This is a genomic window from Streptomyces hyderabadensis (assembly GCF_020404845.1).
Lineage (GTDB): Bacteria > Actinomycetota > Actinomycetes > Streptomycetales > Streptomycetaceae > Streptomyces > Streptomyces hyderabadensis.
Window position 1 is genome coordinate 1 of the sequence record NZ_JAIOJZ010000083.1, and the last position, 23,533, is coordinate 23,533.

Annotated in this window: 24 protein-coding genes; 12 read left to right on the forward strand and 12 right to left on the reverse strand. The window is 73.0% G+C overall.

The window, feature by feature from the left end; genetic code table 11:
• Positions 1 to 42: 42 nt before the first annotated feature.
• The 4 genes from K7854_RS34885 to K7854_RS34900 form a co-directional block, all read right to left on the reverse strand.
• The gene (locus K7854_RS34885) at positions 43 to 561 is read right to left on the reverse strand and encodes a transglycosylase SLT domain-containing protein (RefSeq protein WP_226030564.1); all 519 of its coding nucleotides are present in this window, start codon (positions 559 to 561) and stop codon (positions 43 to 45) included.
• A 561-nt stretch (positions 562 to 1,122) separates the two neighbouring features.
• Positions 1,123 to 2,304 carry an MBL fold metallo-hydrolase gene (locus K7854_RS34890; RefSeq protein WP_226030565.1) on the reverse strand — a complete coding sequence of 394 codons (1,182 nt, stop codon included), beginning with the start codon at positions 2,302 to 2,304 and terminating at the stop codon, positions 1,123 to 1,125.
• A 58-nt stretch (positions 2,305 to 2,362) separates the two neighbouring features.
• Positions 2,363 to 3,136 (reverse strand): DoxX family protein, encoded by a 774-nt coding sequence (locus K7854_RS34895; RefSeq protein ID WP_226030566.1) that lies wholly within the window; start codon positions 3,134 to 3,136, stop codon positions 2,363 to 2,365.
• Positions 3,137 to 3,378: 242 nt separating this feature from the next.
• On the reverse strand, positions 3,379 to 4,290 hold the full coding sequence (locus tag K7854_RS34900; protein WP_226030567.1) for a LysR family transcriptional regulator: 912 nt from the start codon (positions 4,288 to 4,290) through the stop codon (positions 3,379 to 3,381).
• A gap of 127 nt (positions 4,291 to 4,417) precedes the next feature.
• Here K7854_RS34900 and K7854_RS34905 point away from each other — a divergent pair, with 127 nt between their 5' ends.
• From K7854_RS34905 to K7854_RS34955, 10 genes are all read left to right on the forward strand, one after another.
• On the forward strand, positions 4,418 to 5,419 hold the full coding sequence (locus K7854_RS34905; RefSeq protein ID WP_226030568.1) for a fumarylacetoacetate hydrolase family protein: 1,002 nt from the start codon (positions 4,418 to 4,420) through the stop codon (positions 5,417 to 5,419).
• A complete protein-coding gene (locus tag K7854_RS34910; RefSeq protein ID WP_226030569.1) occupies positions 5,416 to 6,372 on the forward strand; it encodes a cyclase family protein in 957 nt (318 codons plus the stop codon). Before K7854_RS34905 ends, K7854_RS34910 begins: the two co-directional genes overlap by 4 nt.
• A gap of 24 nt (positions 6,373 to 6,396) precedes the next feature.
• Positions 6,397 to 7,527 carry an FAD-dependent oxidoreductase gene (locus K7854_RS34915; protein ID WP_226030570.1) on the forward strand — a complete coding sequence of 377 codons (1,131 nt, stop codon included), beginning with the start codon at positions 6,397 to 6,399 and terminating at the stop codon, positions 7,525 to 7,527.
• Positions 7,524 to 8,522, forward strand: a complete 999-nt coding sequence (locus K7854_RS34920) for an amidohydrolase family protein (RefSeq protein WP_226030571.1) — start codon at positions 7,524 to 7,526, stop codon at positions 8,520 to 8,522. The genes K7854_RS34915 and K7854_RS34920 overlap by 4 nt, the downstream gene beginning before the upstream one ends.
• Positions 8,523 to 8,527: 5 nt before the next feature.
• Complete coding sequence (locus K7854_RS34925; protein WP_226030572.1) at positions 8,528 to 9,460, forward strand: VOC family protein; 933 nt, start codon at positions 8,528 to 8,530, stop codon at positions 9,458 to 9,460.
• 94 nt (positions 9,461 to 9,554) lie between these two features.
• Entirely contained in the window at positions 9,555 to 10,526 is a 972-nt protein-coding gene (locus K7854_RS34930) for a fumarylacetoacetate hydrolase family protein (RefSeq protein ID WP_226030573.1), read from the forward strand.
• On the forward strand, positions 10,523 to 11,275 hold the full coding sequence (locus K7854_RS34935) for an SDR family NAD(P)-dependent oxidoreductase (RefSeq protein WP_226030574.1): 753 nt from the start codon (positions 10,523 to 10,525) through the stop codon (positions 11,273 to 11,275). Before K7854_RS34930 ends, K7854_RS34935 begins: the two co-directional genes overlap by 4 nt.
• Positions 11,272 to 12,051, forward strand: coding sequence for an SDR family NAD(P)-dependent oxidoreductase (locus tag K7854_RS34945; RefSeq protein WP_308112601.1), 780 nt, complete (start codon positions 11,272 to 11,274; stop codon positions 12,049 to 12,051). The genes K7854_RS34935 and K7854_RS34945 overlap by 4 nt, the downstream gene beginning before the upstream one ends.
• Positions 12,052 to 12,067: 16 nt before the next feature.
• Positions 12,068 to 12,823 (forward strand): CoA transferase subunit A, encoded by a 756-nt coding sequence (locus K7854_RS34950; protein WP_226030575.1) that lies wholly within the window; start codon positions 12,068 to 12,070, stop codon positions 12,821 to 12,823.
• A complete protein-coding gene (locus K7854_RS34955; RefSeq protein WP_226030576.1) occupies positions 12,823 to 13,473 on the forward strand; it encodes a CoA transferase subunit B in 651 nt (216 codons plus the stop codon). The genes K7854_RS34950 and K7854_RS34955 overlap by 1 nt, the downstream gene beginning before the upstream one ends.
• A gap of 33 nt (positions 13,474 to 13,506) precedes the next feature.
• Here K7854_RS34955 and K7854_RS37730 read toward each other — a convergent pair whose 3' ends face one another.
• Positions 13,507 to 16,608: an amidohydrolase family protein gene (locus K7854_RS37730; RefSeq protein WP_226030577.1), complete on the reverse strand. Its 3,102-nt coding sequence runs from the start codon at positions 16,606 to 16,608 to the stop codon at positions 13,507 to 13,509.
• A 228-nt stretch (positions 16,609 to 16,836) separates the two neighbouring features.
• On the opposite strand from K7854_RS37730, the gene K7854_RS34965 reads away from it, so the two are divergent.
• Positions 16,837 to 17,625: an OBAP family protein gene (locus tag K7854_RS34965; protein WP_226030578.1), complete on the forward strand. Its 789-nt coding sequence runs from the start codon at positions 16,837 to 16,839 to the stop codon at positions 17,623 to 17,625.
• Positions 17,626 to 17,652: 27 nt separating this feature from the next.
• Here K7854_RS34965 and K7854_RS34970 read toward each other — a convergent pair whose 3' ends face one another.
• The 4 genes from K7854_RS34970 to K7854_RS34985 form a co-directional block, all read right to left on the reverse strand.
• Positions 17,653 to 18,519: a cytochrome c biogenesis CcdA family protein gene (locus K7854_RS34970; protein ID WP_226030579.1), complete on the reverse strand. Its 867-nt coding sequence runs from the start codon at positions 18,517 to 18,519 to the stop codon at positions 17,653 to 17,655.
• On the reverse strand, positions 18,516 to 19,295 hold the full coding sequence (locus tag K7854_RS34975; protein ID WP_226030580.1) for a DsbA family protein: 780 nt from the start codon (positions 19,293 to 19,295) through the stop codon (positions 18,516 to 18,518). The genes K7854_RS34970 and K7854_RS34975 overlap by 4 nt, the downstream gene beginning before the upstream one ends.
• Positions 19,296 to 19,356: 61 nt before the next feature.
• On the reverse strand, positions 19,357 to 19,869 hold the full coding sequence (locus tag K7854_RS34980) for a hypothetical protein (protein WP_226030581.1): 513 nt from the start codon (positions 19,867 to 19,869) through the stop codon (positions 19,357 to 19,359).
• Positions 19,870 to 19,920: 51 nt separating this feature from the next.
• On the reverse strand, positions 19,921 to 20,313 hold the full coding sequence (locus tag K7854_RS34985; protein ID WP_226030582.1) for a hypothetical protein: 393 nt from the start codon (positions 20,311 to 20,313) through the stop codon (positions 19,921 to 19,923).
• Between the two features lie 486 nt (positions 20,314 to 20,799).
• Here K7854_RS34985 and K7854_RS34990 point away from each other — a divergent pair, with 486 nt between their 5' ends.
• Positions 20,800 to 21,645, forward strand: a complete 846-nt coding sequence (locus K7854_RS34990) for a DUF2637 domain-containing protein (protein ID WP_226030583.1) — start codon at positions 20,800 to 20,802, stop codon at positions 21,643 to 21,645.
• A 103-nt stretch (positions 21,646 to 21,748) separates the two neighbouring features.
• Here K7854_RS34990 and K7854_RS34995 read toward each other — a convergent pair whose 3' ends face one another.
• From K7854_RS34995 to K7854_RS35005, 3 genes are all read right to left on the reverse strand, one after another.
• Positions 21,749 to 22,192 (reverse strand): DUF6299 family protein, encoded by a 444-nt coding sequence (locus K7854_RS34995; protein WP_226030584.1) that lies wholly within the window; start codon positions 22,190 to 22,192, stop codon positions 21,749 to 21,751.
• Between the two features lie 131 nt (positions 22,193 to 22,323).
• A complete protein-coding gene (locus K7854_RS35000) occupies positions 22,324 to 22,722 on the reverse strand; it encodes a RidA family protein (RefSeq protein ID WP_226030585.1) in 399 nt (132 codons plus the stop codon).
• Positions 22,719 to 23,533: acyl-CoA dehydrogenase family protein (locus tag K7854_RS35005; protein ID WP_226030586.1), on the reverse strand; the 815-nt coding region annotated here is incomplete at its 5' end. The genes K7854_RS35005 and K7854_RS35000, both read right to left, overlap by 4 nt.

Below are 23,533 nucleotides of genomic sequence, written 5' to 3' on the forward strand. Positions count from 1 at the left end.
ACCGGTCGTCCCTGGGGCTCAGGCGGTTCGTGGGTCCGCCGGTCAGTAGGCGGAGTCGACGTTGTCCATGGAGCCGTACTTGTCGGCCGCGTAGTTGCAGGCGGCGACGATGTTGGCGACCGGGTCGGTGATGGAGTCCTTGGTGCCCTTGACGTGGTAGGCGTCGAAGGTGGGCTGGATCGTCTGGAGCAGGCCCTTCGAGGGGATGCCGTTCTGGGCGTTCACGTCCCAGTTGTTCTGCGCCTGCGGGTTGCCGGACGACTCGCGCATGATGTTGCGGTGCAGGCCCTCGTAGGTGCCCGGGATGTTCTTGACGTCCATGACGTCCAGAGCGGTGCGGATCCAGCCGTCGAGGTCGTTGCCGTGCTTCTTCTTGCCGGCCTTGACGATGGCCTCGATCTTGTCGGTCTGGGCCTGGCTCTGCGCGGTGGAGGCCTTGGCCGGCTCGGCGGCGTGCGCCGGGCTCGGGGCGAGGGTGAGGGTGACCGCGGCGGCGCCCGCGGCGGCGAGGGAGGCCACGGCGGACTTGCGGATGCTGGGGCGGCGCAGGGTGGCGTGCATGGGTGTACCTCTCCACTCGGGGACGTGATGGGGAGGCCGACGGGGGGTCGGCGACGCGGTGTCCGCGTTGGACGCGGCTTCGCGTCATCAGGGCCGGTGTCTGGATCGCGGACGGGTTCTTCCCGTCCGGTCCCGGCGCTCGGCTCCCCGGTACGCCGAACACACTGCGGAACGCCTGGGCGCCGCGACAAGTGTGTGACCTACTACGCCGCTTCGCAGACCGGCCGCCCGACTCGCCCGGGCGGCCGACCACCGCGCGGGCGAGCGGCCGTCGGGCGTCTACTAACCCCGGCCCTGTGTGACGTGAGCCCTGTGCGCGCCCTCACAGAGCCGGCCACCCGCCGTTCGCCTTTCATCACCCTGCGGAGCCGAATACCTCCCGCACGAGGGCCTGCGCGGTGGCCCGCCCCGCTACCTCGGCCGGGACCTGCTCCTGGAGCTGTGGCCGGCGCTGCGCACCCTCGTCGGCCACAGCGTGCGCGCCGTACGGGAGGACGTCTTCCCCCGGCTCGGCCGCCGCCGTCGGCGGCCTGCCGGCCCGGCGACGGGGGACGCCTTGGTCTACGAGCGCGCCCGTCCGACACCGACGGTGAGCAGGTCCTCGCCCACGACGAGCCGGCCGGAGTAGCCGCGCTGCGCGGCTCTCCAGCGGCGGGCCGGATTCGTCGCCGGGACCAGGTGGTTGAGGACCAGCTGTCTGGCTCCCGCCGGTTCCGCGACGTCCCGTCCCACTTGGTCGATCGTGGTGTGGCTGGTGAGGAGGTGCTCGCGCATCGCGTCCCGCTGGGATGCGGGCAGGGCGGCCACGAGCTGATCCACGAATCGCGGGTCGATCACCTCGTGGACCAGAACGTCGGCGTCCCGCGCCAGGTCGATCAGGTTGGCGCTGACGCAGGTGTCGCCGGAGAAGACGATCGAGCCGTCGGGCGTGTCGAAGCGGAAGGCGAAGGCCGGGGCGGTCGGGGCGTGGTCGACCAGCGTGGCGGTGACGCGGACGTCCCCGTCCTCCCAGAGCGGCAGGGGCGCCTTGAGACGCGGCGGCTTCCCGGCCGGGTCGACGGTCCAGACGCCGCCCAGGTCCACGTCGTGTACGGAGAACAGGTCGTCGGGGCGGGTGAAGCCGCTCTCTCTCGATCGTCCGTTGAAGTCGGTGGCGAAGGCCTGCCCGAGGTAGGCGGTCATCGCGGAGATGCCCGGCGTGGGCCGCTCCGGGTTGAAGACGGCGGGTGCGGGGGCACCGGGAGGGAACATGGCGGGCAGTACGCCGCGGTCACCCGGGCCGAAGACCTGGATCGCGTCGTCGCCGCGGCCGACGACGTTCGTGGGGCCCGTGGCGAACAACGCGGGCCAGTCCGCGACATGGTCGCTGTGCAGGTGGGTCAGGAAGATGCCGCGCACGGGTGACAGGGCGGACCCCAGCCCGTCTCCGGCGCCGAGCCCGCTCTGCACCAGCCGGTGCATCGCGCCGTGCCCCAGATCGACGAGGTAGACACGGTCTTCGTACACGACCGCGCTCGAGACACCGCAGCGTCCGCCGTCGAGCCAGGCCGGGCCGCCCGCCGTGCCCAGCAGCACCAGGCGGGTGCGGTGGCGGCGTGGGGCTGCGGACGCCGTGCCGGTGGAACTCAGAGGCAGCAGCGCGCCGGCCGCCGTGGCCGCGCCCAGCGTCTTCAGGATGCGGCGACGGCCGGGCCTCCCGGACGGCGCGGGCTGCCGGGCGACTTGGTTCAGAACGTGGCACACAGGTGGGTCTCCCAGGAGGGCGTGAAGTGTCTGATGCGGGGTTTTCGGTGGCCGGCCGTCACGCCTCGGGCAGCGCCGAGGCGGCGGGTGCGGACGGGGTTCGGCCGGCCGCGGGCCGCGCCCCGGGGCCGTGGCGGCGCTGGTGCGTCAGCAGCCCGAGGAACCCGGCGAGGAAGCCGCTGATCAGTCCGGACACGGCGTGGTTGGCGGCGTTCGCCCCGGCGCTGGAAGGCAGCCCGACGGCCAGGTAGTTGACCAGGGCGCTCATCACCGCGCCGATCACGCCGCCGATCGCGCCGCTGATGACCGACGCGCGCACCGCGGACGGCCGGCCGGACCCGGGCCTGCGACGCCCCGGTGCGGCCGCTTCGACGCCGAGGACGCGGTCGAGCGCGAGCGGTCCGGGCCCGGCGAGCAGGACGACGAGCAGGGCCGCCACCATCACCAGCGGAAACTCGGCCCCCGAGCCGCTCGCAGTCCCCTGCTGGGGCGTCATGAACCCGGTGTCCGCGTTGACCAGCGCCATGGCCAGGCACAGGTGGACCGACAGCAGCAGCGCGGTCAGCCGTGACAGCAGCCCCATGACGAGGAAGGCGCCGCCGGCTGTCTCCCCGAGCGCGACCGCCCATGCCGTCACGGTCGGCGCGGGCACACTCATTCCGCTCAGGTACGCACCGAACCCGGCCGGTCCGTCGGCGAGCTTGTCGATGCCGTGGACCATGACGACGGCTCCCGCGGTGAGCCGTGCGACGGCGGGCGCGGCGGACTGGAACCGGTGCGCCGGGGCGACGCCGATGCCGCGCCTCAAGCTGTCCGACCGGTAAGCGGGCATGGCGGATTCCTCTCCCACGGGTGACAGGTGTGTACGTCACCGCCGGCCGGCACGGCCCGGCAGTCGGGGCCGTGCTCCGGCGGACGTGGCCGCATGCCGTCGCGGGCGGGCCCCCTGGTCGGTGACGTATGCGCCACTGTGCAGCGCGCCCGCACCCAGCGGAATCCTCTGGGTCATCGAAAGTGCCGATGCGCCCCATCCACGGGACGGATGGCGCGCCGGCGCCGGCCGGCGGCTCCCGCCTACGAGACGCCGGCGAGGTGGCCGCCGACCCGTGCCGCCGTCTCGCGCAGCCAGATGTGGGCCGCGTCGTGGGTGTGGACCGGGTGCCACCACAGCGCTTCGCGCAGCGGCACCGCCTCGTAGGGCGGCTCCATCACCCGCACGGCGGCGATCGGCATCAGCAGCCGCGCCAGCCGCGCCTGGATCAGGGCGATGCGCCGCGTACCGGTGACCAGCAGGGGCAGCAGCTGGAAGCTGTCGACGGAGACCTCGACGCGCGGCTCGACGCCTAGCATGCCGAGCTGGCGCACGGCGGGTGCGTCGTAGGTGCGCTGGTACGTCACCCACGGCAGCCGGGCGAGGTCGTGCCGGGTGAGCCGGTCCCCGACGTCCGGGTGATCGTCGGCGACGAGGAAGACCCAGCGGTCCTCGTAGAGGTCCGTGGCGGGGAAGTCGCTGATGACGCCGTGCGGCATGAGCAGTCCGTCGGTGGCGCTGAGCAGGGTGGCGGTGTCGTCGACGACGGTCGGCTGGGTCTGGGTGAAGCGGAGCCGGATGCCGGGCGCCTCCTCGTGCACGACGCGGGCGAGTTCGGTGCCGAAGACGGCGACGGCGTAGTCGGACGCCACCAGCCTGAACTCGCGGCTCTCCTTGGCCGGTTCGAAGTCCGCCTGGCTGGCGAAGAGGCGTTCGAGCACGTCGTAGGCGGTGGCGGTGCGGTCCAGGAGGACCTGGCCGAGCGCGGTCAGCTCGTAGTGCCCGCCGACCCGGGCGAGCAGGTCGTCGTCGAAGTGCCGCCGCAGCCGGGCGAGGGCCGCGCTCATGGCCGGCTGACTCAGCCCGACACGCTGCCCGGCCCGGGTGACGTTGCGCTCTTCGAGCAGTGCGCGCAGCGCGACGACGAGATTGAGGTCGAGACGGGTCAGGTTCACGGATCGGTCCCTTGCGCTGGGGCGGCGAACAGCGGGAATAAACGGCGTGGATGCCGGTCATCCACAGAATCTATTTCCCTGATCACTGGCGGCGGGTCCAGATTAGTCCCACCGCAATCAGGAGGACATGTCCGTGAAACCCGAACCCGCGTCCGCGCTCTTCGCCGGCCCGTTCGCCCTCGCCACCCTCTCGGCCCCGGACGGGCCGGCCTTCCCCGCTCTGGTCACCCCCGACGGCCGGGCCCTCGACCTGCGGCACGCCTTCGGCGACGAACGGCTGACCGTGGTGGATCTGCTGGAGCGCTGGGAAACGGCCCTGCCTCGGCTGCGCACACTGGCGGCCGACACCGGTCTGCCCCGCACGGCCGTCGCGGAGCTGCGGGTGCACGCGCCGGTGGCACCGCGGCAGGTGTTCCAGTCGGGGGCGAACTACCGGCAGCACGTCATCGACCTGCACGTCGCGCACCGGGCGCCCGGTGACGACCGGCCGGAGGAGGCACGGCGGGCGGAGGCGGCAAAGATCATGGACCGGCGGGCGGCCGAGGACCTGCCGTACGTCTTCATCGGGCTGCCCAGTGCGATCACCGGCCCGTACGACGACGTCGTCCTGCCCGCGTGGGCCGGGCAGCCGGACTGGGAGCTGGAGCTGGCGGTGGTCATCGGCCGCCCCGCCCACCGGGTCCGGGTCGAAGACGCGTTGGACCACGTCGCCGGTTACACGATCGCCAACGACCTCACCGACCGCGCCACCGTCTTCCGCCGGGACATGCCGCAGATCGGCACCGACTGGCTGCGCAGCAAGAACGCCCCCGGCTTCACCCCGCTCGGCCCGTGGATCGTGCCCGCCGAGTCGGTCGCGAACCCGGACGACCTCCGCGTCACGCTCAGGCTCAACGGCGAGACCATGCAGGACGAATCCACCGCGGACATGATCTTCGACGTCGCGCGCATGGTGTCCTACGCCTCGCAGACGGCCCGGCTGCTGCCCGGAGACCTGGTGCTGACCGGGAGCCCGGCCGGCAACGGCATGCACTGGGGGCGGCTGCTGCGCGACGGCGATGTCATGGAGGGCACGGTCACCGGTCTCGGGGTGCAGCGCACCCGTTGTGTCGCGGAGGGCGCCGCGTGAACCGTCATGACCCCGAGGGCGCGATCGCCGAAGCCGCCGAGGCGTACTCGAACTGGGGGCGCTGGGGCGAGGACGACCGGCTCGGCACCCTGAACTTCCTGGACGAGGACAAGCGCCGTGCGGGCGCGGCGCTGGTACGGCGGGGCGTCAGCTTCTCGCTCTCCCAGCGGTTCGACATGAACGGCCCGCAGCAGGGCTGGCGGCGCCGGACCAATCCGGTGCACACCATGCTGGACACCGGCACCGACGCGGCCCTCGGCAACCAGGGCTTCCCGCACGGCATCGGCGGCGCCGACGACGTCATCGCGATGCCGCTGCAGTGCTCCACCCAGTGGGACGGGCTCGGTCACATCTTCGACCACGGCAAGGCGTGGAACGGCCGCCCCGCCGAGAAGGTCGTCACCTCCGACGGCGATCTCGTCACCGGCATCGAGCACATGGCCCCGCACGTCGCCGGGCGCGGCGTCCTGCTGGACGTCGGACGGGTGGCCGGTGAGGGCGGCGAGCTGCCGGACGGTTTCGCGATCACCGAGGAGCACCTGACCGCCACCGCCGAGGCGCACGGGGTGAGGGTGGGGCGCGGGGACATCGTCGTCGTACGGACCGGGCAGCTCGCCCGGGTCCGCCGCGAGGGCTGGGGCAACTACGCGGGCGGTCCCGCACCGGGACTGTCGTTCACCACGGCCGGCTGGCTGCACCGTACGGAGATCGCCGCGATCGCCACCGACACCTGGGGCTTCGAGGTCCGGCCGAACGAGTTCGAGCACGCCTTCCAGCCGCTGCACCAGGTGGCCATCCCGAACATCGGCCTGCTGATCGGCGAGATGTGGGACCTGGAGGCGCTCGCCGAGGACTGCGCCGCCGACGGCGGGTACGAGTTCTGGCTCACCGCCGCGCCGCTGCCGATCACCGGGGCGGTCGGCTCGCCCGTCAACCCGATCGCCGTGAAGTAACGTACGGAACAAGGGAGTTCCCTCATGAGCACAGCCCGTAAGGTCCTGGTGGTCGGAGGTGGCGCCGCAGGCAACGCCGCGACGGTCTTCCTGCGCCGCGCCGGAATCGCGGTGGACCTGATCGAGGCCAAGGACGACTGGAACGCCACCGCGGGATCCGGCATCACCCTCCAGGGCAACGCCCTGCGCGTCCTGCGCGAACTCGGCGTCTGGGAACGGGTGAAGGAGTCCGGCTTCGGCTTCGGCTCCGTCGGCATCACCGCCCCCGACGGCACCGTCCTGCACGTCGCCCGCGACCTGCGCACGGGCGGCGACGACCTGCCCGCCACCGTCGGCATGCAGCGACCGCAGCTCCAGCGGATCCTGATCGACGCCGTACGGGCCAGCGGCGCCACCGTGCGGCTCGGCACGACCGCCGAGATCCTCGGCCAGGACGCGGACGGCGTCTCGATACGGTTCTCCGACGGCGGTGAGGGCCGGTACGACCTCGTCGTCGCCGCCGACGGCATGGGCTCCACCACGCGGGCGGCGATCGGCATCACGGCGAAGCCCGAACCGACCGGCATGGCCATCTGGCGGGTCGCCGCCCCACGCCCGGCCGGCCTGACCCGCACCGACCTCGCCTACGGCGGCCCGGCCTACATCGCCGGGTACTGCCCCACCAGCGACACCACCCTGTACGCGTACGTCGTCGAGGCCAACCGCGACCGGGCCGCCGTCCCGCCGGAGTCGTACGCGGACGAGATGCGCCGGCTGGCCTCCTCCTACGGCGGCTTCTGGCCGGAGATCACCGAGCACATCACCGACCCGGCGAAGGTCAACTACACCTGGTTCGACCGGATGCTGGTCGAGGGCTCCTGGCACCGCGGCCGGGTCGTGCTGGCCGGGGACGCGGCGCACTGCTGCCCGCCGACCCTCGCGCAGGGCGCGGCCCTGTCCCTGGAGGACGCCTGGGTGCTCGCCCAGTTGCTGACCGCCTCGGACACCTGGGACGACGCCCTCTTCCAGGCTTACCACGAGCGCCGCGTGGCCCGCGTCCGCCCGGTGGTCGAGGCGTCCGTGCAGATCGGGCAGTGGCAGCTGGACGGCGTCCGTGACGCGGACGTGCCGGGCCTGATGGGCCGCACCATGACGATGCTCCGGGAGCTGCCGTGAGCACGCCCACCGTCGACGTCCATGCGCACGTCCTGCTGCCCGAGGTCGAGGCACTGGTGGCCGGCCTCCCGGGACACGGGGAGGCGAAGGCCCTGGACGCCCGGCGCAACGGTCCCGCCGCCCTGGCCGTCAACGGGCCCATGGTGCGCGAACGCGTCCCGCGACTGACCGACCCCACCGTGCGGTTGGCGGCGATGGACGCGCAGGGCGTGGACGTGCAACTCGTCAGTCCCTCCCCGTCGCACTACCACTACTGGGCGGACGAGGAGACCGCCCGGAAGGTGTACCTGCTGGCCAACGAGTCGACGGCGGCGCACTGCCGGGCCGCGCCCGACCGGCTGCGCGGGCTCGGCCTGGTGCCGCTCCAGCACCCGGACCTGGCGGTCCACGCCCTGGACCACGCCCTGGAGCAGGGGCTGGCCGGGGTGGAGATCTCCAGCCACGCCCCCGGGCGCGAACTCTCCGACCCGGCCTACGAAGACCTGTGGGCCCGGGCCGAGGAGACCGGCGCGCTCCTCTTCCTGCACCCCTTCGGCTGCACGCTCGACGAGCGGCTGGACCGGTGGTACCTGTCCAACACGGTCGGCCAGCCGGTGGAGAACGCCGTCGCGGTGTCCCACCTGATCTTCTCCGGGGTGCTCGACCGGTACCCGGGGCTGAAGGTGATCGCCGCGCACGGCGGCGGCTACCTGCCCACCCACATCGGCCGCAGCGACCACGCCTGGTCGGCCCGCTCCGACGCCGGCGCGGGCTGCGCCCACCTGCCCAGCAGCTACCTGAAGCGCCTGTACTTCGACTCCCTCGTCCACGACCCGCACGTGCTGCGGGAGCTGGTCCGGGCCGCCGGGGCGGACCGGGTGCTGCTCGGCTCGGACTTCCCCTTCGACATGGGCACCGAGGATCCCGTCGGCGCCCTGCGCGCCGCCCGGCTCCCCCGCACCGACTTCGACGCCGTACGAGGCGGCAACGCCGCCGCCCTGCTCTCCCTGGAGTGATTCCCATGCGTCTGCTCACCCATCTCCGGCACGTCGACCTGGCCGTGCCCGACTACGACAAGCAACTCGACTTCTACTCCGGCGTCTGGGGCCTGACCAAGGTCGCCGAGGACTCCGGCATCTCCTTCCTGGCCGCCGAGGGCTCCCCGGAGCAGTACGTCGTACGGCTGCGCAAGGCCGACGAGAAGCGCCTCGACGTCGTCTCCTACGGCGCCGCGAGCGCCGCCGACGTCGACACCCTCGCCGAGCGGCTGCTGGCCGGGGGCGTGCAGTTGATCTCCCGGCCGGGCAGGATCGACACCCCCGGCGGCGGCTACGGCTTCCGCTTCTTCGACATCGACGGCCGCACCATCGAGGTCTCCGCCGACGTCGAGGTCAGGCAGCACCGCAAGATCGAGGAGAAGGAGGCCATCCCGGTCAAGCTCTCCCACGTCGTGCTCAACTCCCCCGACCTGAACCGCACCCGCGCGTGGTACGAGCGGCACCTCGGCTTCGCGCTGTCCGACACCCTGATGCACCCGCGGATGGGTGAGGCGATGCACTTCATGCGGATCAGCAACCAGCACCACTCCATGGCCCTCGCCAAGGGCCCGCACACCTCCTTGCACCACGTCTCCTTCGAGATGCGCGGCCTCGACGAGTACATGCGCGGCTCCGGGCGCGTCATCCGGGCCGGCTACCGGAAGATCTGGGGTCCGGGCCGGCACTTGGCCGGGGACAACACCTTCACCTACTTCCTCGACCCGCACGGCAACACCATCGAGTACACCACCGAGCTGGAACTCCTCGACGAGGACACCTGGCACCCCCACGTCTACGACTTCTCCCAGCCGGAGGTCACCGACCAGTGGGGCACCGCCAACCCCATGAACGAACTCGTCGCCAAGGAGTCGTTCAACGACCCCGACCGCGGCGTCTTCGTCGCCCCGCCGGTCTGATCACACCCCCGCTCCCGGGGGCGCGGCCGGCCCTGTCACCTGCCCTGACTCAGCCCCGCCGCGCCCCCGGGCCCCGCCCGCCAGGAGCCGCACCATGCGTTTCGCCGCCTACGAACACCATCACCGCCGCCACGTGGCCGTCGTGGAGGACGACGGCACCCTGCTGCCACTGCCCGGCGTCACGTCGCTCGCCGGCCTGCTGCGGGAGTCCGGCGGGCTGCCCGGACTGCTCGCCGCGGGCGCGGCGGCGCTCGACGTGCCGCCCGGCCCGCACGTGTCGCAGGTCCGCCTGCTGCCCCCGCTCCAGCCCGCCTCCGTCCGGGACTTCGTCACCTTCGAGGAGCACGTCGAGGGCGTCCGCAGATCGGTGGACGGCACGGCAGGTGTGCCGGAGCAGTGGTACGCGGCACCGACGTTCTACTTCACCAACCCGCACGCGGTCTACGGCCCGCACGACGACATCCCCGTCCCGCCCGGGTCGGGCGTCCTGGACTTCGAGCTGGAGGTCGCCGCGGTCATCGGCCGCGAGGGCCGTGACCTCACCCCCGAGCAGGCCCGCGACCACATCGTCGGATACACCGTCTTCAACGACTGGTCCGCCAGGGACCTCCAGTCCGCCGAGATGAAGGTCGGCCTCGGCCCCTGCAAGGGCAAGGACACCGCCACCACGCTGGGCCCGTACCTGGTCACCGCCGACGAGCTGGAGCCGTTCCGGGACGCCGACGGCTTCCTGCGCCTGGCGCTGACCGCGGAGGTCAACGGCGAGGTCGTCGGCCGGGACCTGCTGTCCCACATGAGCTGGACCTTCGAGGAGATGACCGCCTACGCCTCGCGCGGCACCCGGGTCGTGCCCGGGGACGTCCTGGGCTCCGGCACCTGCGGCAACGGCGGCTGCCTCGCCGAACTCTGGGGCCGGCGCGGCGAGCAGACCCCGCCGCCCCTGAAGCCGGGTGACACCGTCACCCTCCGCGTGGAAGGGATCGGCAGCGTGTCCAGCACCGTCGTGCCCGGCGCGGATCCGGTACCGCTGCCCGCCGGCAGGCGCCGTTCCCGGGAGCGGCCGTGACCGGACTGCACCCCAAGAGGCTGCTCGGCAAGGTCGTCGTGGTCACCGGCGCGGCCCGTGGTCAGGGCGCCGCCGAGGCGGAGGCGCTCACCCGGGAAGGCGCACGGGTGATCGCCACCGACGTACGGCCGACGGGCGGCTGCCGCCGCCTCGACGCCTCCAGCGAGCGGGACTGGGCCGAACTGGCGGCCGAGCTGCGGGAGTCGTACGGGCAGGTGCACGGCCTGGTCAACAACGCGGGCATCACCTGGCGGGCCCGCGTCGGCGAGGTGCGCCCCGAGGACATGGCGCGCGTCCACGCGGTCAACGTGACCGGCCCGCTGCTGGGCATCCAGCACCTCGCACCGCTCATGCCGGCGGGCTCCTCGATCGTCAACGTCGGCTCGTCCGCGGCCCTCACGGCCCACTACCCGGTCGCCTACACGACCAGCAAATGGGCGCTGCGGGGCCTGTCGCACACCGCCGCGCTGGAACTGGGCCCGCGCGGCATCCGCGTCAACACCGTCCACCCCGGCTACATCGAGACGGAGATGACCGCATCCGCGGCGCCCGCCTTCCGGGCGGCCAACATCCGCGAGACCCCGCTCGGCCGCACCGGAACGGTCGACGAGGTCGCTCCGCTGGTGGTCTTCCTGCTGTCGGACGAGTCCTCGTTCATCACGGGCGCCGAGATCCCCGTCGACGGCGGGCTCACCGCGCACGGCGGCGTCAAGTCGGTCTCCGACGCGCTGCGCGAGGGGGCCTCGTGAAGCGGCTGGAGGGCAAGGTCGCCCTGATCTCCGGCACGGCCCGCGGTCAGGGCCGGGCGGCCGCCCTGCGCTTCGCGGCCGAGGGTGCGCTCGTGGTCGGCGGCGACCTGCTGCACGAGGAAGCCCTGGACACCCAGCGGCTGATCGCCCGTGCGGGCGGCACCGCTCTGACCCCCGGGCCGCTCGACGTCACCGACGAGGAGTCCGTGCGCTCCTGGGTGGCGGAGGCCGTCGACGCCTTCGGCGGCGTCGACATCGTCTACGCCAACGCCGGCGCGGTCCGCTTCGGCACGATCGACGGCCAGCCGTACGAGGACTTCGCCTTCACGGTGCGCGCCGAGCTGGACTCGGTGTGGCTGACCGTCAAGGCGGCCTGGCCGCACCTGGTCGCCGGTCGTGGCTGCGTCCTCACCGTCGGCTCCACCGCCGGCCTGACCGGTTCGCTCACCAACCGGCGCACCGCCCACTCCGCGTCGAAGGGCGGCGTGATCGCCCTGACCCGCCAACTGGCCGCCGAGGGCGCCCCGTACGGTGTCCGCGCCAACTGCGTCAGCCCCGGAATGATCGACACCGAAGGCTCCCGTGCCGACCTCCTCGCCGAGGACCACCCGATGCACTCCATCGCCCGGCACATCCCCCTCGGCCGCACCGGCACACCCGACGACGTGGTCAACGCGGCCGTCTTCCTCACCTCGGACGAGGCCTCGTACATCACGGGCGCCAACCTCGTCGTCGACGGCGGCTGGTCGGCGGTCCTGCCCGGCGCCACCCCCTGAAAGGAAACCCCCGCACGTGAACAAGGTCCGCGGCAGTGCCGCAGAGGCCGTCGCCGACATCCCGTCCGGTGCCTCGCTCGCCGTCGGCGGCTTCGGCCTCGGCGGCGTACCCGAGGTACTGATCCGCGCCCTGTACGAGCAGGGCGCGTCCGGTCTGCAGGTCGTCTCCAACAACTGCGGCGTGGACGGCCGCGGCCTGGGCGTCCTGCTCGCCGCCGGCCGTATCGCCCGGGTCACCGGCTCCTACGTCGGCGAGAACAAGGAGTTCGCCCGCCAGTACCTCAGCGGGGAGCTGGAGGTGGAACTGACTCCCCAGGGCACCCTCGCCGAGCGCCTGCGCGCGGGCGGCGCCGGCATCCCCGCCTTCTACACGCCGGCCGGTGTCGGCACCCAGGTGGCCAGGGGCGGGCTGCCCTGGCGGTACGCGCCCGACGGGACGGTCGCCTTCGCCTCCCCGCCCAAGGAGACCCGGGACTTCGCCGGCCGCCCGCACGTCCTGGAGCACGGCATCACCACCGACTACGCCCTCGTACGGGCCTGGCGCGGCGACCGCCACGGCAACCTGGTCTTCCGCCGCGCCGCCGCCAACTTCAACCCGCTCGCCGCCATGGCCGGCCGCGTCACCGTCGCCGAGGTCGAGGAACTGCTTGAACCGGGCGAACTGGCCCCCGGCGCCGTCCACCTGCCCGGCATCTACGTGCAGCGGATCGTGGCGCTCAGCCCCGACGAGGCCGCCGACAAGCAGATCGAGAAGAGGACGGTACGTTCCTGATGCCCTGGACCCGCGACCAGATGGCCGCCCGCGCCGCCGCCGAACTCACCGACGGTTCCTACGTCAACCTCGGCATCGGCCTGCCCACCCTCGTCCCCGGCCACCTCCCGCCCGGCGTCCACGTCGTCCTGCACTCCGAGAACGGCATCCTCGGCACCGGGCCCTACCCCACCGAGGACCAGGTCGACCCCGACCTGATCAACGCGGGCAAGGAGACCGTCACCGTGCTGCCCGGCGCGAGCTTCTTCGACTCCGCGCTCTCCTTCGGCATGATCCGCGGCGGCCACATCGACACCGCCGTGCTCGGTGCCATGCAGGTCTCCGAGCGAGGTGACCTGGCCAACTGGATGATCCCCGGGAAGACGGTCAAGGGCATGGGCGGTGCCATGGACCTGGTGCACGGCGCCCGCCGCGTCGTCGTCCTCATGGAACACACCGCCAAGGACGGCTCCCCCAAGATCCTCGAGGACTGCACCCTCCCCCTCACCGGCGAGCGGTGCGTCCAGCGCATCATCACCGACCTCGGCGTCCTCGACGTCACCGCCGACGGGCTCGCCCTGGTGGAAACCGCCCCCGGCATCACCGCGGAGCACATCACGGCCCGCACCGCCGCACCCGTACGTCTGGACTCCTTCCGGACGGCGTGCTGATCGCTTCCGCCGGAACTGCGCCTGCGGCCCGTCTCACCCGTTGCAGCAGGCGTGCCGGGCCTCCTCGACGTACGCGTGCCCGTGCCACCAGAAGCCGCTGTTGGCCGGGTGTTCGGGCACGGGGGGCAGCACGGTGCTGCTGCCCCCCGGCTTGCGGAGGCCGGCTGCCGGGGGTTCGGCGAACGGCCGCATCAGGGAGTCGACGGTGTGGACGATTCCCGACACGAGGACCTGTTCGACGTTGGCGGCGTCCTTGATGTCGGTGAGCGGATCACCGTCGACGACGGCGAGGTCGGCGTACATGCCGGGGGCGATCCGGCCCACGTCCTCGTGCAGGGTCTCGCCCGCCAGGCTGGTCGCGGTCGTCAGGGCCTCGTACGGGGTGAACCCGTAGGTGGCCATGGCACGCAGGTTCATGTGCAGGCTGACCGCCGCGTGGTCGATCGGGGCGTCGGTGCCGGCCACGATCCGGCCTCCCCGGCGGTAGATGTCGAGGGCCTGGCGGACCTGCGCCCTGAGGTTCGCCCGCCGGGCGGTCTGGTCGGTCCGGCTCGCGGCGTCCGCGCTCTCCCGGAGGGCGGCCGTCCGCCACGGCGGGTTGAGTGTCCGCACCCGGCGGTCCTCGACCAGGGACTTGTCCTCCCGGTACAGGGTGGCCGAACCGAAGAGGGTCGGCGTGCGGGCCATGTCCGAGGCGACGAAGAGGTCGGTGACGTCGGAGTGGCCCGTTCCTAGCGGTGTCACGGTGCGCGAGTAGCCGAAGCGGTTCGTGGCCCCGGTGTGTTCCGTCCCGTCGCCGCCGAAGGCCATGGCCGGGTAGTGGTAGTGCGAGGTGACGGGGATACCGGCGCCGTGCGCGAAGGCGACCACGCGCTTGTGCCACATGACCGGCAGGCGGACGTAGCACTTCACGAGGTCGTACTCCAGGCTTTCCGCCCGCTCCAGTTCGAGCTTCAGCTGGGCGTCGGTGAACGTGGGGCGCATGAAGTTGTAGTAGATGCGCGGCCCGTCGACCGCTTCGCCGGTCGCGAAGTACCTGGGCGCGATCCGGGCGCCGGAACGGGTGGCTTCGCGCTCCTCGACCATGTGGTAGGCGGGGCTGCCCGGGGACCTGGTGGTGGTCACGCCCAGGGAGAGCCAGAGCCGTCCCTGCCGGTCGCCGTAGGCGTAGCCCTGCATCTCCCGGTGGTGGTGCATGTCGATGAGTCCGGGCATCACCAGCCGGTCGCGGGCGTCGACGCGCCTGCCGGCCCGCCCCTCGGCGTGCGGCTCCACGGCCTTGATCCGGTGTCCTTCGACGACGATGTCGACATCGCGGCGGACTTCCCGGCGCAGGCCGTCCCACATCCGGCCCGCGTGGACCACGGTGCGCGCCGGCGGCCGGACGGCGGTCCAGGTCAGCGGTACGGCGACCGTGCGCGGACGCCCGCCGTCGGCCGGTACCAGGCGGAGCCTGCCGTTGTTCAGGTACAGGAGGTGCGCGGAGTCGCCGCTCCAGGACGGCGCGTCGGTCACCTCGTCGGTGATCCGCCGGGGTTCACCGGCCGGCGTTCCGTCCGGGGCGACGTCCACGGTGTACAGGACGCTGGCGACCGCGAACGCCATGCGCCTGCCGTCCGGGGACCAGACCGGTCCGTCGTCCCCCCGGGTCTGGATCGAGCGGCCGGGCACGGCCTCGACGTATCTGCCCCGCCCCGTGGCCTTGTCGACGAGCAGGATCTGGCTCAGCCCCTCGCGGAACCTGGCCGAGTACGGCTTCACCGCCGCCAGGGCGATCGTCCTGCCGTCGGGCGACCAGGTGGGCCTGCCGGGTTCGAAGGTCGCGGTGAAGACCTGGCGCACGGCGCCGCTCGCCACGTCTGCGGTCCACAGCGCGCCGTCCTGGTCCAGGAAGGCGATCTCCTCGCCGCCCGGCGACCAGGCCGCCGACAGGGCCGCTCTGCTGCCGAGGTCGGTCAGCTGCCGGTCCCGGCCGGTGGCGAGGTCCCTGATCCAGATGTCCAGGGTCCCGCCGCGGTCCGTGGAGTAGGCCAGCAGCCTCCCGTCGGGCGACCAGGCGGGGTCGCACTTCCACCAGTGGTCGCGGGTCAGGGGCCGCGGCGCACGGCCGATCCTCATGACGTAGATGTCGTTGAGCGCCCGGAAGGCGACGTGCTCCGCGTCGGGGGACAGTACCGGGCTGCCGATGCCGCGCACGGGCCGCGGCGCGGTGCTCTCGAAGTCGGTCCGGCGCCTGGTGTACCTCGGTCTGCGGGTGGTGACGGCGGCGGAGAAGCCGATGGTCCGGGTGCCCGAGCCGGTCAGCGAGCGCACGTGGATCCGGCCGTCCGCGGTGTAGAGGAAGCGCGCGGCATCGAGCCAGGACACCCGGAACGGGAACGCCTCCTGGTCGTCCACCAGGGGTGTGTCACCGGTCATCAGCCGGCAGCGCCCGTCGTGGGTGAGGTGGTGGACCAGAGCGGTTCCGTCCGGGGTCCATTCCGGCTGGTGGATGACCTGTCCGGCGGGCACCGTGAGACGGGTGGTGCGCCGGCCGGTGCCGGTGTCCAGCACGTCGACACGGGTGTCGTCCACCACGAAGGCCACCCGGCCGCCGTCCGGCGACCAGGCCGGCTCGTACTCCTCACCGGGGCCGTCGGTGAGCACGTCGATCCGTCCGCTGCCGACGTCGTACGTCTGGATCGCGTAGCTGCCCGGCGCGTCGCCCGAGAAGACGATCGTGCGTCCGTCCGGCGACCAGCGGGGCTCCCGGTGGTCGAAGGGGCCCTCGGTCAACTGCCGCAGTCCGCCCCCGTCGGGCCGTACGGTCCAGAGGTTGAAGACGCCGTCGCGGTAGGACTGGAAGACCAGCCGGCCGCCGTCCGGCGACCAGTCGGGCTGCGCGATGTCGAACAGGTCGCCGGTCAGCCGCCGCGCGGGCCCGCCGGACGCCGGCATCACCCACAGGACCCCCAGCAGGTCCAGGGCGATCCACCGGCCGTCCGGCGAGATCCGTGCCCCGAAGGTGGTGGCCTCGTGCAGCCGCACGGTGTCCGTGCCTCCTGCGCGGGGGCCGGCCGCGACGGCGCTCGGACCGGTCAACGACGTCAGGGCCACCGCGGCGCCGGCGCCGGCCAGGAAGCCGCGGCGCGACACCGGTGACCTCCCGGCCCGTCGGCCGGCCCCGGCCTCTTCCGGTGATGCCGCAGAAGACGCTTCGTGCACAGCACATCCCTTCCCGCCGGACGGGGCGTCCGCCACCGGGCGCCTCCGTTTCCCTCACGAGGTGCTATGCCCAGCCGGAGGGGTGCACAGGGTGCGACTTCCGGCCACCGCCGGGTGGCCCTCCCGTTACGGCCACCCGGTACCGGGGACCCGCCGTCCATGAGACTCACACTGGGCACGAACCGCTCACCCGCCTCCCGCCGGGGCCCGGCCGCGGCCATGGGCATCGGTGCCGCGGCGGGCGTGACGGCCGCCGCCGGCCTGCTGCTGGGCCGCAAGGCGGCCACGATCGGCAGGATCGGCAAGGGACACCCGCTCAAGCACCGCGCGCTGGACCTGGCGGCCGGATCCATGCAGCGGAAGTATCCGCTGGAGGCGATGAGCACCTACCTCAACGGCTTCCACATGTACGCCGACGACATGGGGCGGCAGGTGGAGGCCACGCACTTCTGCATCCATCTCCAGCACGACCTGCACCAGTGCGTGATCTTCGACCGCAATGCTCCCGACGCCCGCCTGATCGGCATCGAGTACATCATCAGCGAGGAGCGCTTCCGGGCGCTGCCCGAGGACGAGAAGCGGCTGTGGCACAGCCACCACTACGAGGTGAAGTCCGGCATCCTCACCGCCCCCGGCATCCCCGGCCTGGCCGAGCACGCCTACTTCGAGGACCTCGTCACCACGTACGGCAAGACGTTCCACACCTGGCAGTACGACCGCGACGACTTCCCGTACGGCATCCCCCAGCTGATGATGGGCTTCACCGAGGACGGCCAGGCGTCGGACGAGATGATCCGGGCCCGGGACGACAGGCTCGGCCTGTCGACGTCGGCGAAGCGGGACAACCGGGCGGACATCCCCGTGCCGGAGGTGGCCCCGGGCGCCAACGCGTGGGAGAGCGGCCGCACGGTGCGGACCCGGGTCGAGGAGACGGACTTCAGACGCTGAGCGGCGCGCAGGCCGTGCGCAGGCCCGTCACTCATACCCGGCCGGTTCCCCTTCCGGTGCCGGCCGTGCCCCGCGCCGACCGGGCGGGCGGAGCAGCACCAGCAGGGCGGTCAGCGCGGCCGCCCCGGCCAGGACCAGGAGGAGCACCCGGTCGGACACCGCCGCGCCGATGCCGGACAGCCGTTCCTCCAGGGCGAACTCGGTCTCGGTGCCCAGCACCGACGGCAGTGCCGAGGTGCCGTCGAAGGCCAGGAACGCCGCCCCGAGCGCGATGAAGAACAGGCCGCCGACGAGAGCGGTGCTGTGCAGGGTCACCGGGCCCGCCCGGAAGGTCCGGCCCCGCAGCCAGCGCCTGCGTCCCAGGTCGAACCGGTCCCAGAGCAGCGCCAGCAGGAACATCGGGACCGCCATGCCCAGCGCGTAGACGGCGAGCAGCACCCCGCCGTGGAAGGGGTCGCCGTCCACGGCCGCCACGGTGAGGACGGCGCCGAGGATCGGACCCGCGCAGAAGCCCGCCAGCCCGTACACCGCCCCCAGGGCGAAGACCGACAGCGCCGAGCCCGACCGGCGTCCGCCCGCGGCCTGCGCCATCCGGCGGGAGCCGAAGCCCAGCCCGGCGATCTGGGCCGCGCCCAGGGCGATGACCGTCCACCCGCCCACGGTCACCAGGGTGTCCCGGTGGCCGTAGAAGAGGCGGCTGGCGAACGAGCCGGCCACGCCGAGCGGTACCAGCGTCATGCACAGTCCGGCGTAGAACAGGCCGGTGCGGGCCACCAGTCGGGTGCGGCTGGTGAAGGAGTAGGCGAAGAAGGCGGGCAGCAGCAGGGCGCTGCACGGACTGAGCAGGGCCAGCAGCCCGCCGAGGAAGGCCGTCGCCAGGCCGGCCTCGCTCACCGTCCGGCCGCCTTCGCCGTCTTCGCCGCCTGCGCCGCCTTCTCGACGGCCGACTTGAAGGTGTCCGTGGGCTGGGCCCCCAGGATCGGCCTGCCGTTGACCAGGAACGCCGGGGTGCTGGTCACGCCCAGGTGGTAGCCCTCTTGCTGGTCCTTGAGCACGGCGTCGCGGGCCCGGTCGGACGCCAGGTCGGCTTGGAAGCGCTCGATGTCGGCGACTCCCGCCTCACGGGCCATGGCGACGAGGTGCTCGGCGTCGAACTCCCCGGTGTTGCGTTCGCGCGGCTTGCCGTAGGCGACCTCGTGGAACTCCCAGAACTTCTGCTGCTGCCCGGCCGCCCAGCCGGCCAGCGCGGCCCGCTCGGACTCCTCGCCGAAGATGGGGAAGTTGCGCCATTCGATGCGCAGGATCCCCTTCTCCACGTACGAGCGCAGCAGTTCGGGCTCGGTCGTGCGGGCGAACTGGCCGCAGAACGGGCACTGGAAGTCGGAGTACTCGATCAGCACGACCGGGGCGTCGGCGGGTCCGACCGCCAGCGGGTCGGACGCTTCGCGCCGGGCGAGGGCCGGCAGGCTCTCGTCGGCGGGTGCGGGGTCGGCGGAGCCGGTGACGGCGGCGGGTTCGCCGGCCTTCTCCTTGCGGTCGCCCGAGTCGTCGAGCGTGAGGGCGAAGGCCGCGGTGACCGCGGCCGCGACGAGCACCGCCACGGCGCCGGCGGTCCGCCTGCGGCTGCGGCGGGCCGGGGCCGCGGAAGGGGACGGGGTGGATCCAGTCATGGGGTACCTCAAGTGGTCGAGGAGGAGAAGAGAAGCGGGGGTGTGCGCACCGGGCCGCGGGTCAGGCCGACGGCGTGACCGGGCACTCGGTCTCGAAGGAGAGGCGTCGCAGCGCGGCCTCAGCCAGCAGTCCCGCCGACAGCACGGCCAGCAGCGGCTGCAGCGGAGCCCAGTAGGTCAGGGCGCCGGAGGCTCCGAGGAGCACGAGGACGAGTTTGTTGCAGACCGGGCAGCCGACCGCGAAGAAGGACAGCACCCCGCCGACCGCGCCGAGCCGGCCGCCGTCGGCGGTGTGCGGCTGCGGGGCGGGCGACGCGGGCCGGCGCGCGGCGGGCGGGCGCACATAGGTGCTCAGGACGATGCCGGCGAGTGCGGCCGTGACGGCCAGGGCCGGGTAGTTCCACCACTGCACGGGGACCGACCGGCCGAACAGCGGATTGGGCAGCACGTCGGTGGGCGCGCCGACCAGCACCGCCGTGGCCAGCGCACCCGCGCCCGCCACGGTCCACTGCCCAGACCGCCAAGCACGCAGTGCCGTACCCGCCCGCCGCCAGGAGCGCGGGGAAGAGGACATGCCGAAGAAGCTCCGTTTCCGAGGATTCAGGGACGCGGCCGACGGGCCGGTCTAGATCCGCAGAACGGAGTGGAGGGTGGACGGCGGCGGGTCCGGGCCGCCCGCCGCCGCGCCGAAGTACTGGGAGACGACAGGCGCGGAACCGGTGTGCGGCGACAGGGCGCGGGGCAGGGGTGCGGACGGCGGAGGATTCTCGGCCCGCTGCACGCTGTGGTCGCCGATCCCCTTCTTGCGGCAGGGTGCCTCCGCACCGTCCGACGGTGCGGCGTCGACCGCGGCGACGGCGGCGACCGGTGTGCGCGCCGGCTCCGCGGCGGACTGCGGCGTGCCCGGTCCCGCGCGTTCCACGTGCCCGAAGACGCACAGCAGCGCCACCACGGCCACCAGCAGCGCCAGCACACCGCGCAGGAGGGCCGGTGCCCGCCCGGGTGCCGCTCGCCTCATCGCCGCTCCTGCGCTCTTCGTGGTCACGGCCAGCCTAGGTCACTCGCGACGCTCCGCTACCGCCGGCCCCTTTCCCCCGTTCGCACCATCTCTGACGCTTTTCGTACCGGGCCGCCGGCGAGCCGGTGTGAATTCGAGATTGGGTAAGTATCGCAGAAATCGTTCACTCGACTGCCGCGCATCCGACGGAGTAGGCAGACGTTACTTCGGATATGACCGAGGAACACGGGGAATTGACGGCGCTCGGCCCGTACACCTACAGGCCCGGCAGAGATCACTGTCCGTCACCGAGCGACGGAACTCTGACCAGAGGCGGCCACCTCGTCCCGCTCCGGGTGACCGAACCCGTTCTGCAGCGCTTCCTCGACGTCATGACCGAGCTGGAGACCGGTCTCGCCGAGCGGTGGGGCCGGACGCAGGGCTCCCTGACGTACACCCGGGCGGAGTGACCGGCACCTCGTGTACGAAGAACACACACACCCCGACATGCCGTACGGCGAAGGGCCGTTCCGCACCGCGGGCACCGGCAGGCACCGGGCGCCGGAGGCGGCCTTCCAGGAGACGCTGGTTCCGCCCGAACCCGGTTGGGACCCGGCCGAGGAACTCGCGTTCCTGCTCCAGGACGCGATGGAGACCCGGACCGGCGTCGCCTCCGCGACGGACGCCTCGGCGCTCGCACCCGCCCCGGGCACACCGCTGAGCAATCTGCAGGAGATCACGGCGGAGCTGCCCCCGTTGAGGGAGTCCCCGACGAGTCACCGCAGGGTCCGCAGAGGGAGAAAGGTGAGCCGGCTGCGCGCCGCGAGCCTGTTCGTCGCCGCGCTCGCCGCGGTCATCGCGGCCTCCGTGAGCCTGTTCGGCGGCATGGTGGCCTACGAGCCGCTGCGGCTGGCCGCCGTGACCCGCACCCGCGCCGGCGTCGTGTCCTGGTGGCCGCTGCTGGTCTACGGCCCGTGGCTGGTGGCCTCCCTGGCGGTGCTGCGGGCCGCGCTGCACCAGCGCCGCGCGGTGCACTCCTGGGCCGTCGTCCTGCTGTTCTCGGCCATCGCGATGCTGCTGTGCATCGCGCAGGCGCCCAGGACCGTCACCGACGCGGCGGCGGCCGCCCTGCCCGGCCTGGCCTCGCTGGTCTGCTTCCAGCAGGTCGTCCGGCAGATCACGCTCACCCGGCCGCCCCGGCGCGCGGTGCCGCGCCATCGGCAGCGCGCCACGGTCACTCCGGGTGACGAACCGTCGGGCAAGTCGGCCGCCGATCCGGTGTCGCTCCCGCAGCAGCGGCAGAATCCTGTGCGTTCACCGCGGCCCGGCACGGGCCCCGGGAAACGAATCTGAAATTCCCTTCCATTCCCCCCGGGGCGACGCCCAGAAAAGGGAATGGAAGGGAATGTGTCGCGGATCGCGCCGCCCGGACGGCTGCCGAAGGCCACCGCGCGGGTCAGCCCGCCGTCAGTGTCACGTCCTGTCCGTGCCGGGCGTGGAAGCTCGGGAGCGGCGCGATGCCCATGGGGCGCAGCTCCATCAGGGTGGCCTCGACGTGGGCCGCGCCGGGCTTGAGGACGACCGTGTCGGGCGTGCCGGTGTTGACCCAGCGGTGTTCCAGGCCGTCGCAGACCGCGCGGGTGCCGCCGACGCCGTAGCGGACGGACGGGTCGCTCTGGCTCACGGTGGAGCTGACGTAGACCGGGCCGGTGCCGCCGGTGCAGCGGTAGGTGCCGGAGAGGGTGATGCTGCCGTCGGCGGCGAGGCGGCCGGTGGGGTCGACGGTCACCGACTCCGCGACGAGGCGGGCGTCGTGGGGTGCGGCCGAGGCGGCGGGACCGGCGAGCAGGAGCAGGGCGGCGCCGGCGGCCGTGGCGAGGGCGGCGGACCGTACGGGCATGGGAACCTCCCGATAGTGCGGAATGAGGGGTTCCACTGGTACCGGGCGGAGCGGCCGACGGCAGTGACCGTCACCCCTTCGGTGGCGAGTCCGCACCGGCCGCCGCGACACCGCCGCCCGCGGCCTCGCGGCTACGGCAGTACGGCGAAGCCGTCGAGTTCCACCAGCGCCCGTTCGTCCCAGAGGCGTACCACCTCCACGACGGCCATCGCCGGGTAGTCGCGGCCGGCCAGCTCGCGCCAGGTGCGGCCGAGTTCGCCGGCGTGGGTGCGGTAGGCGGCGACGTCGGTGGCGTAGACGGTGACCCGGGCGAGGTCGGCGGGGGTGCCGCCGGCGGCGCGCAGGGCGGTGAGGAGGTTGGTGAGGGCCTGGGCGAACTGGGCGGGGAGGGTGTCGCCGGTGACCTTGCCGTCGGTGTCGAGGGCGGTCTGCCCGGCCAGGAACACGACGCGGGTTCCGGTGGCGACGACGGCGTGGGAGAAGCCGGCGGGCGGGGAGAGTTCGGGCGGGTTCAGGCGTTCGGCGGTCAACTTCCGGCCTCCTCGGTCGTCATGTCGAGCGTGCGGTACAGCTCCTTGGCGACGATGCCGCGCTGCACCTCGCTCGCGCCCTCGTAGATCCGCGGTGCGCGCACCTCGCGGTAGAGGTGTTCGAGGAGGTGGCCGCGGCGCAGGGCGCGGGCGCCGTGCAGCTGGACGGCCTGGTCGACGACGTACTGGGCGGTCTCGGTGGCGAGGAGCTTCGCCATCGCGGCGCGCTTGGGGACGTCCGGGGCGCCCGCGTCGTACGCCGTCGCCGCCGCGTACACCATCAGCCGGGCCGCCTCCGTGCGCAGGGCCATCTCGGCGACCTGGTGGGAGACGGTCTGGAGGTCGCGCAGCCTGCCGCCGAAGGCCTCGCGGGCGGTGGTGTGCGCGAGGGTGGCGTCCAGAGCGGCCTGCGCCATGCCGACGGCGAAGGCGCCGACGCTGGGGCGGAACAGGTTGAGGGTGTCCATGGCGACCCGGAAGCCGCGGTCCGGTTCGCCGAGCACGTCGTCCGCGGTGACCGGCACGGCGTCGAAGGCGAGGGCCCCGATGGGGTGCGGCGAGAGCATGTCGAGCGGGGTGCCGGTGAGGCCGGGCCGGTCGGCGGGCACGAGGAAGGCGGTGACGCCGCGGGCTCCGGCGCCGGGGGTGGTGCGGGCGAACACGGTGTAGAAGTCGGCCTCGGGGGCGTTGGAGATCCAGCACTTCTCACCGGTGAGCCGCCAGCCGGAAGTCCCGTCGGGGGCTGCGGCCAGGGCGTCGGGGGCCACCCCGGGGGCGCGCGGGCGCTCCGCCCCGAGACGCCCGGCGTATG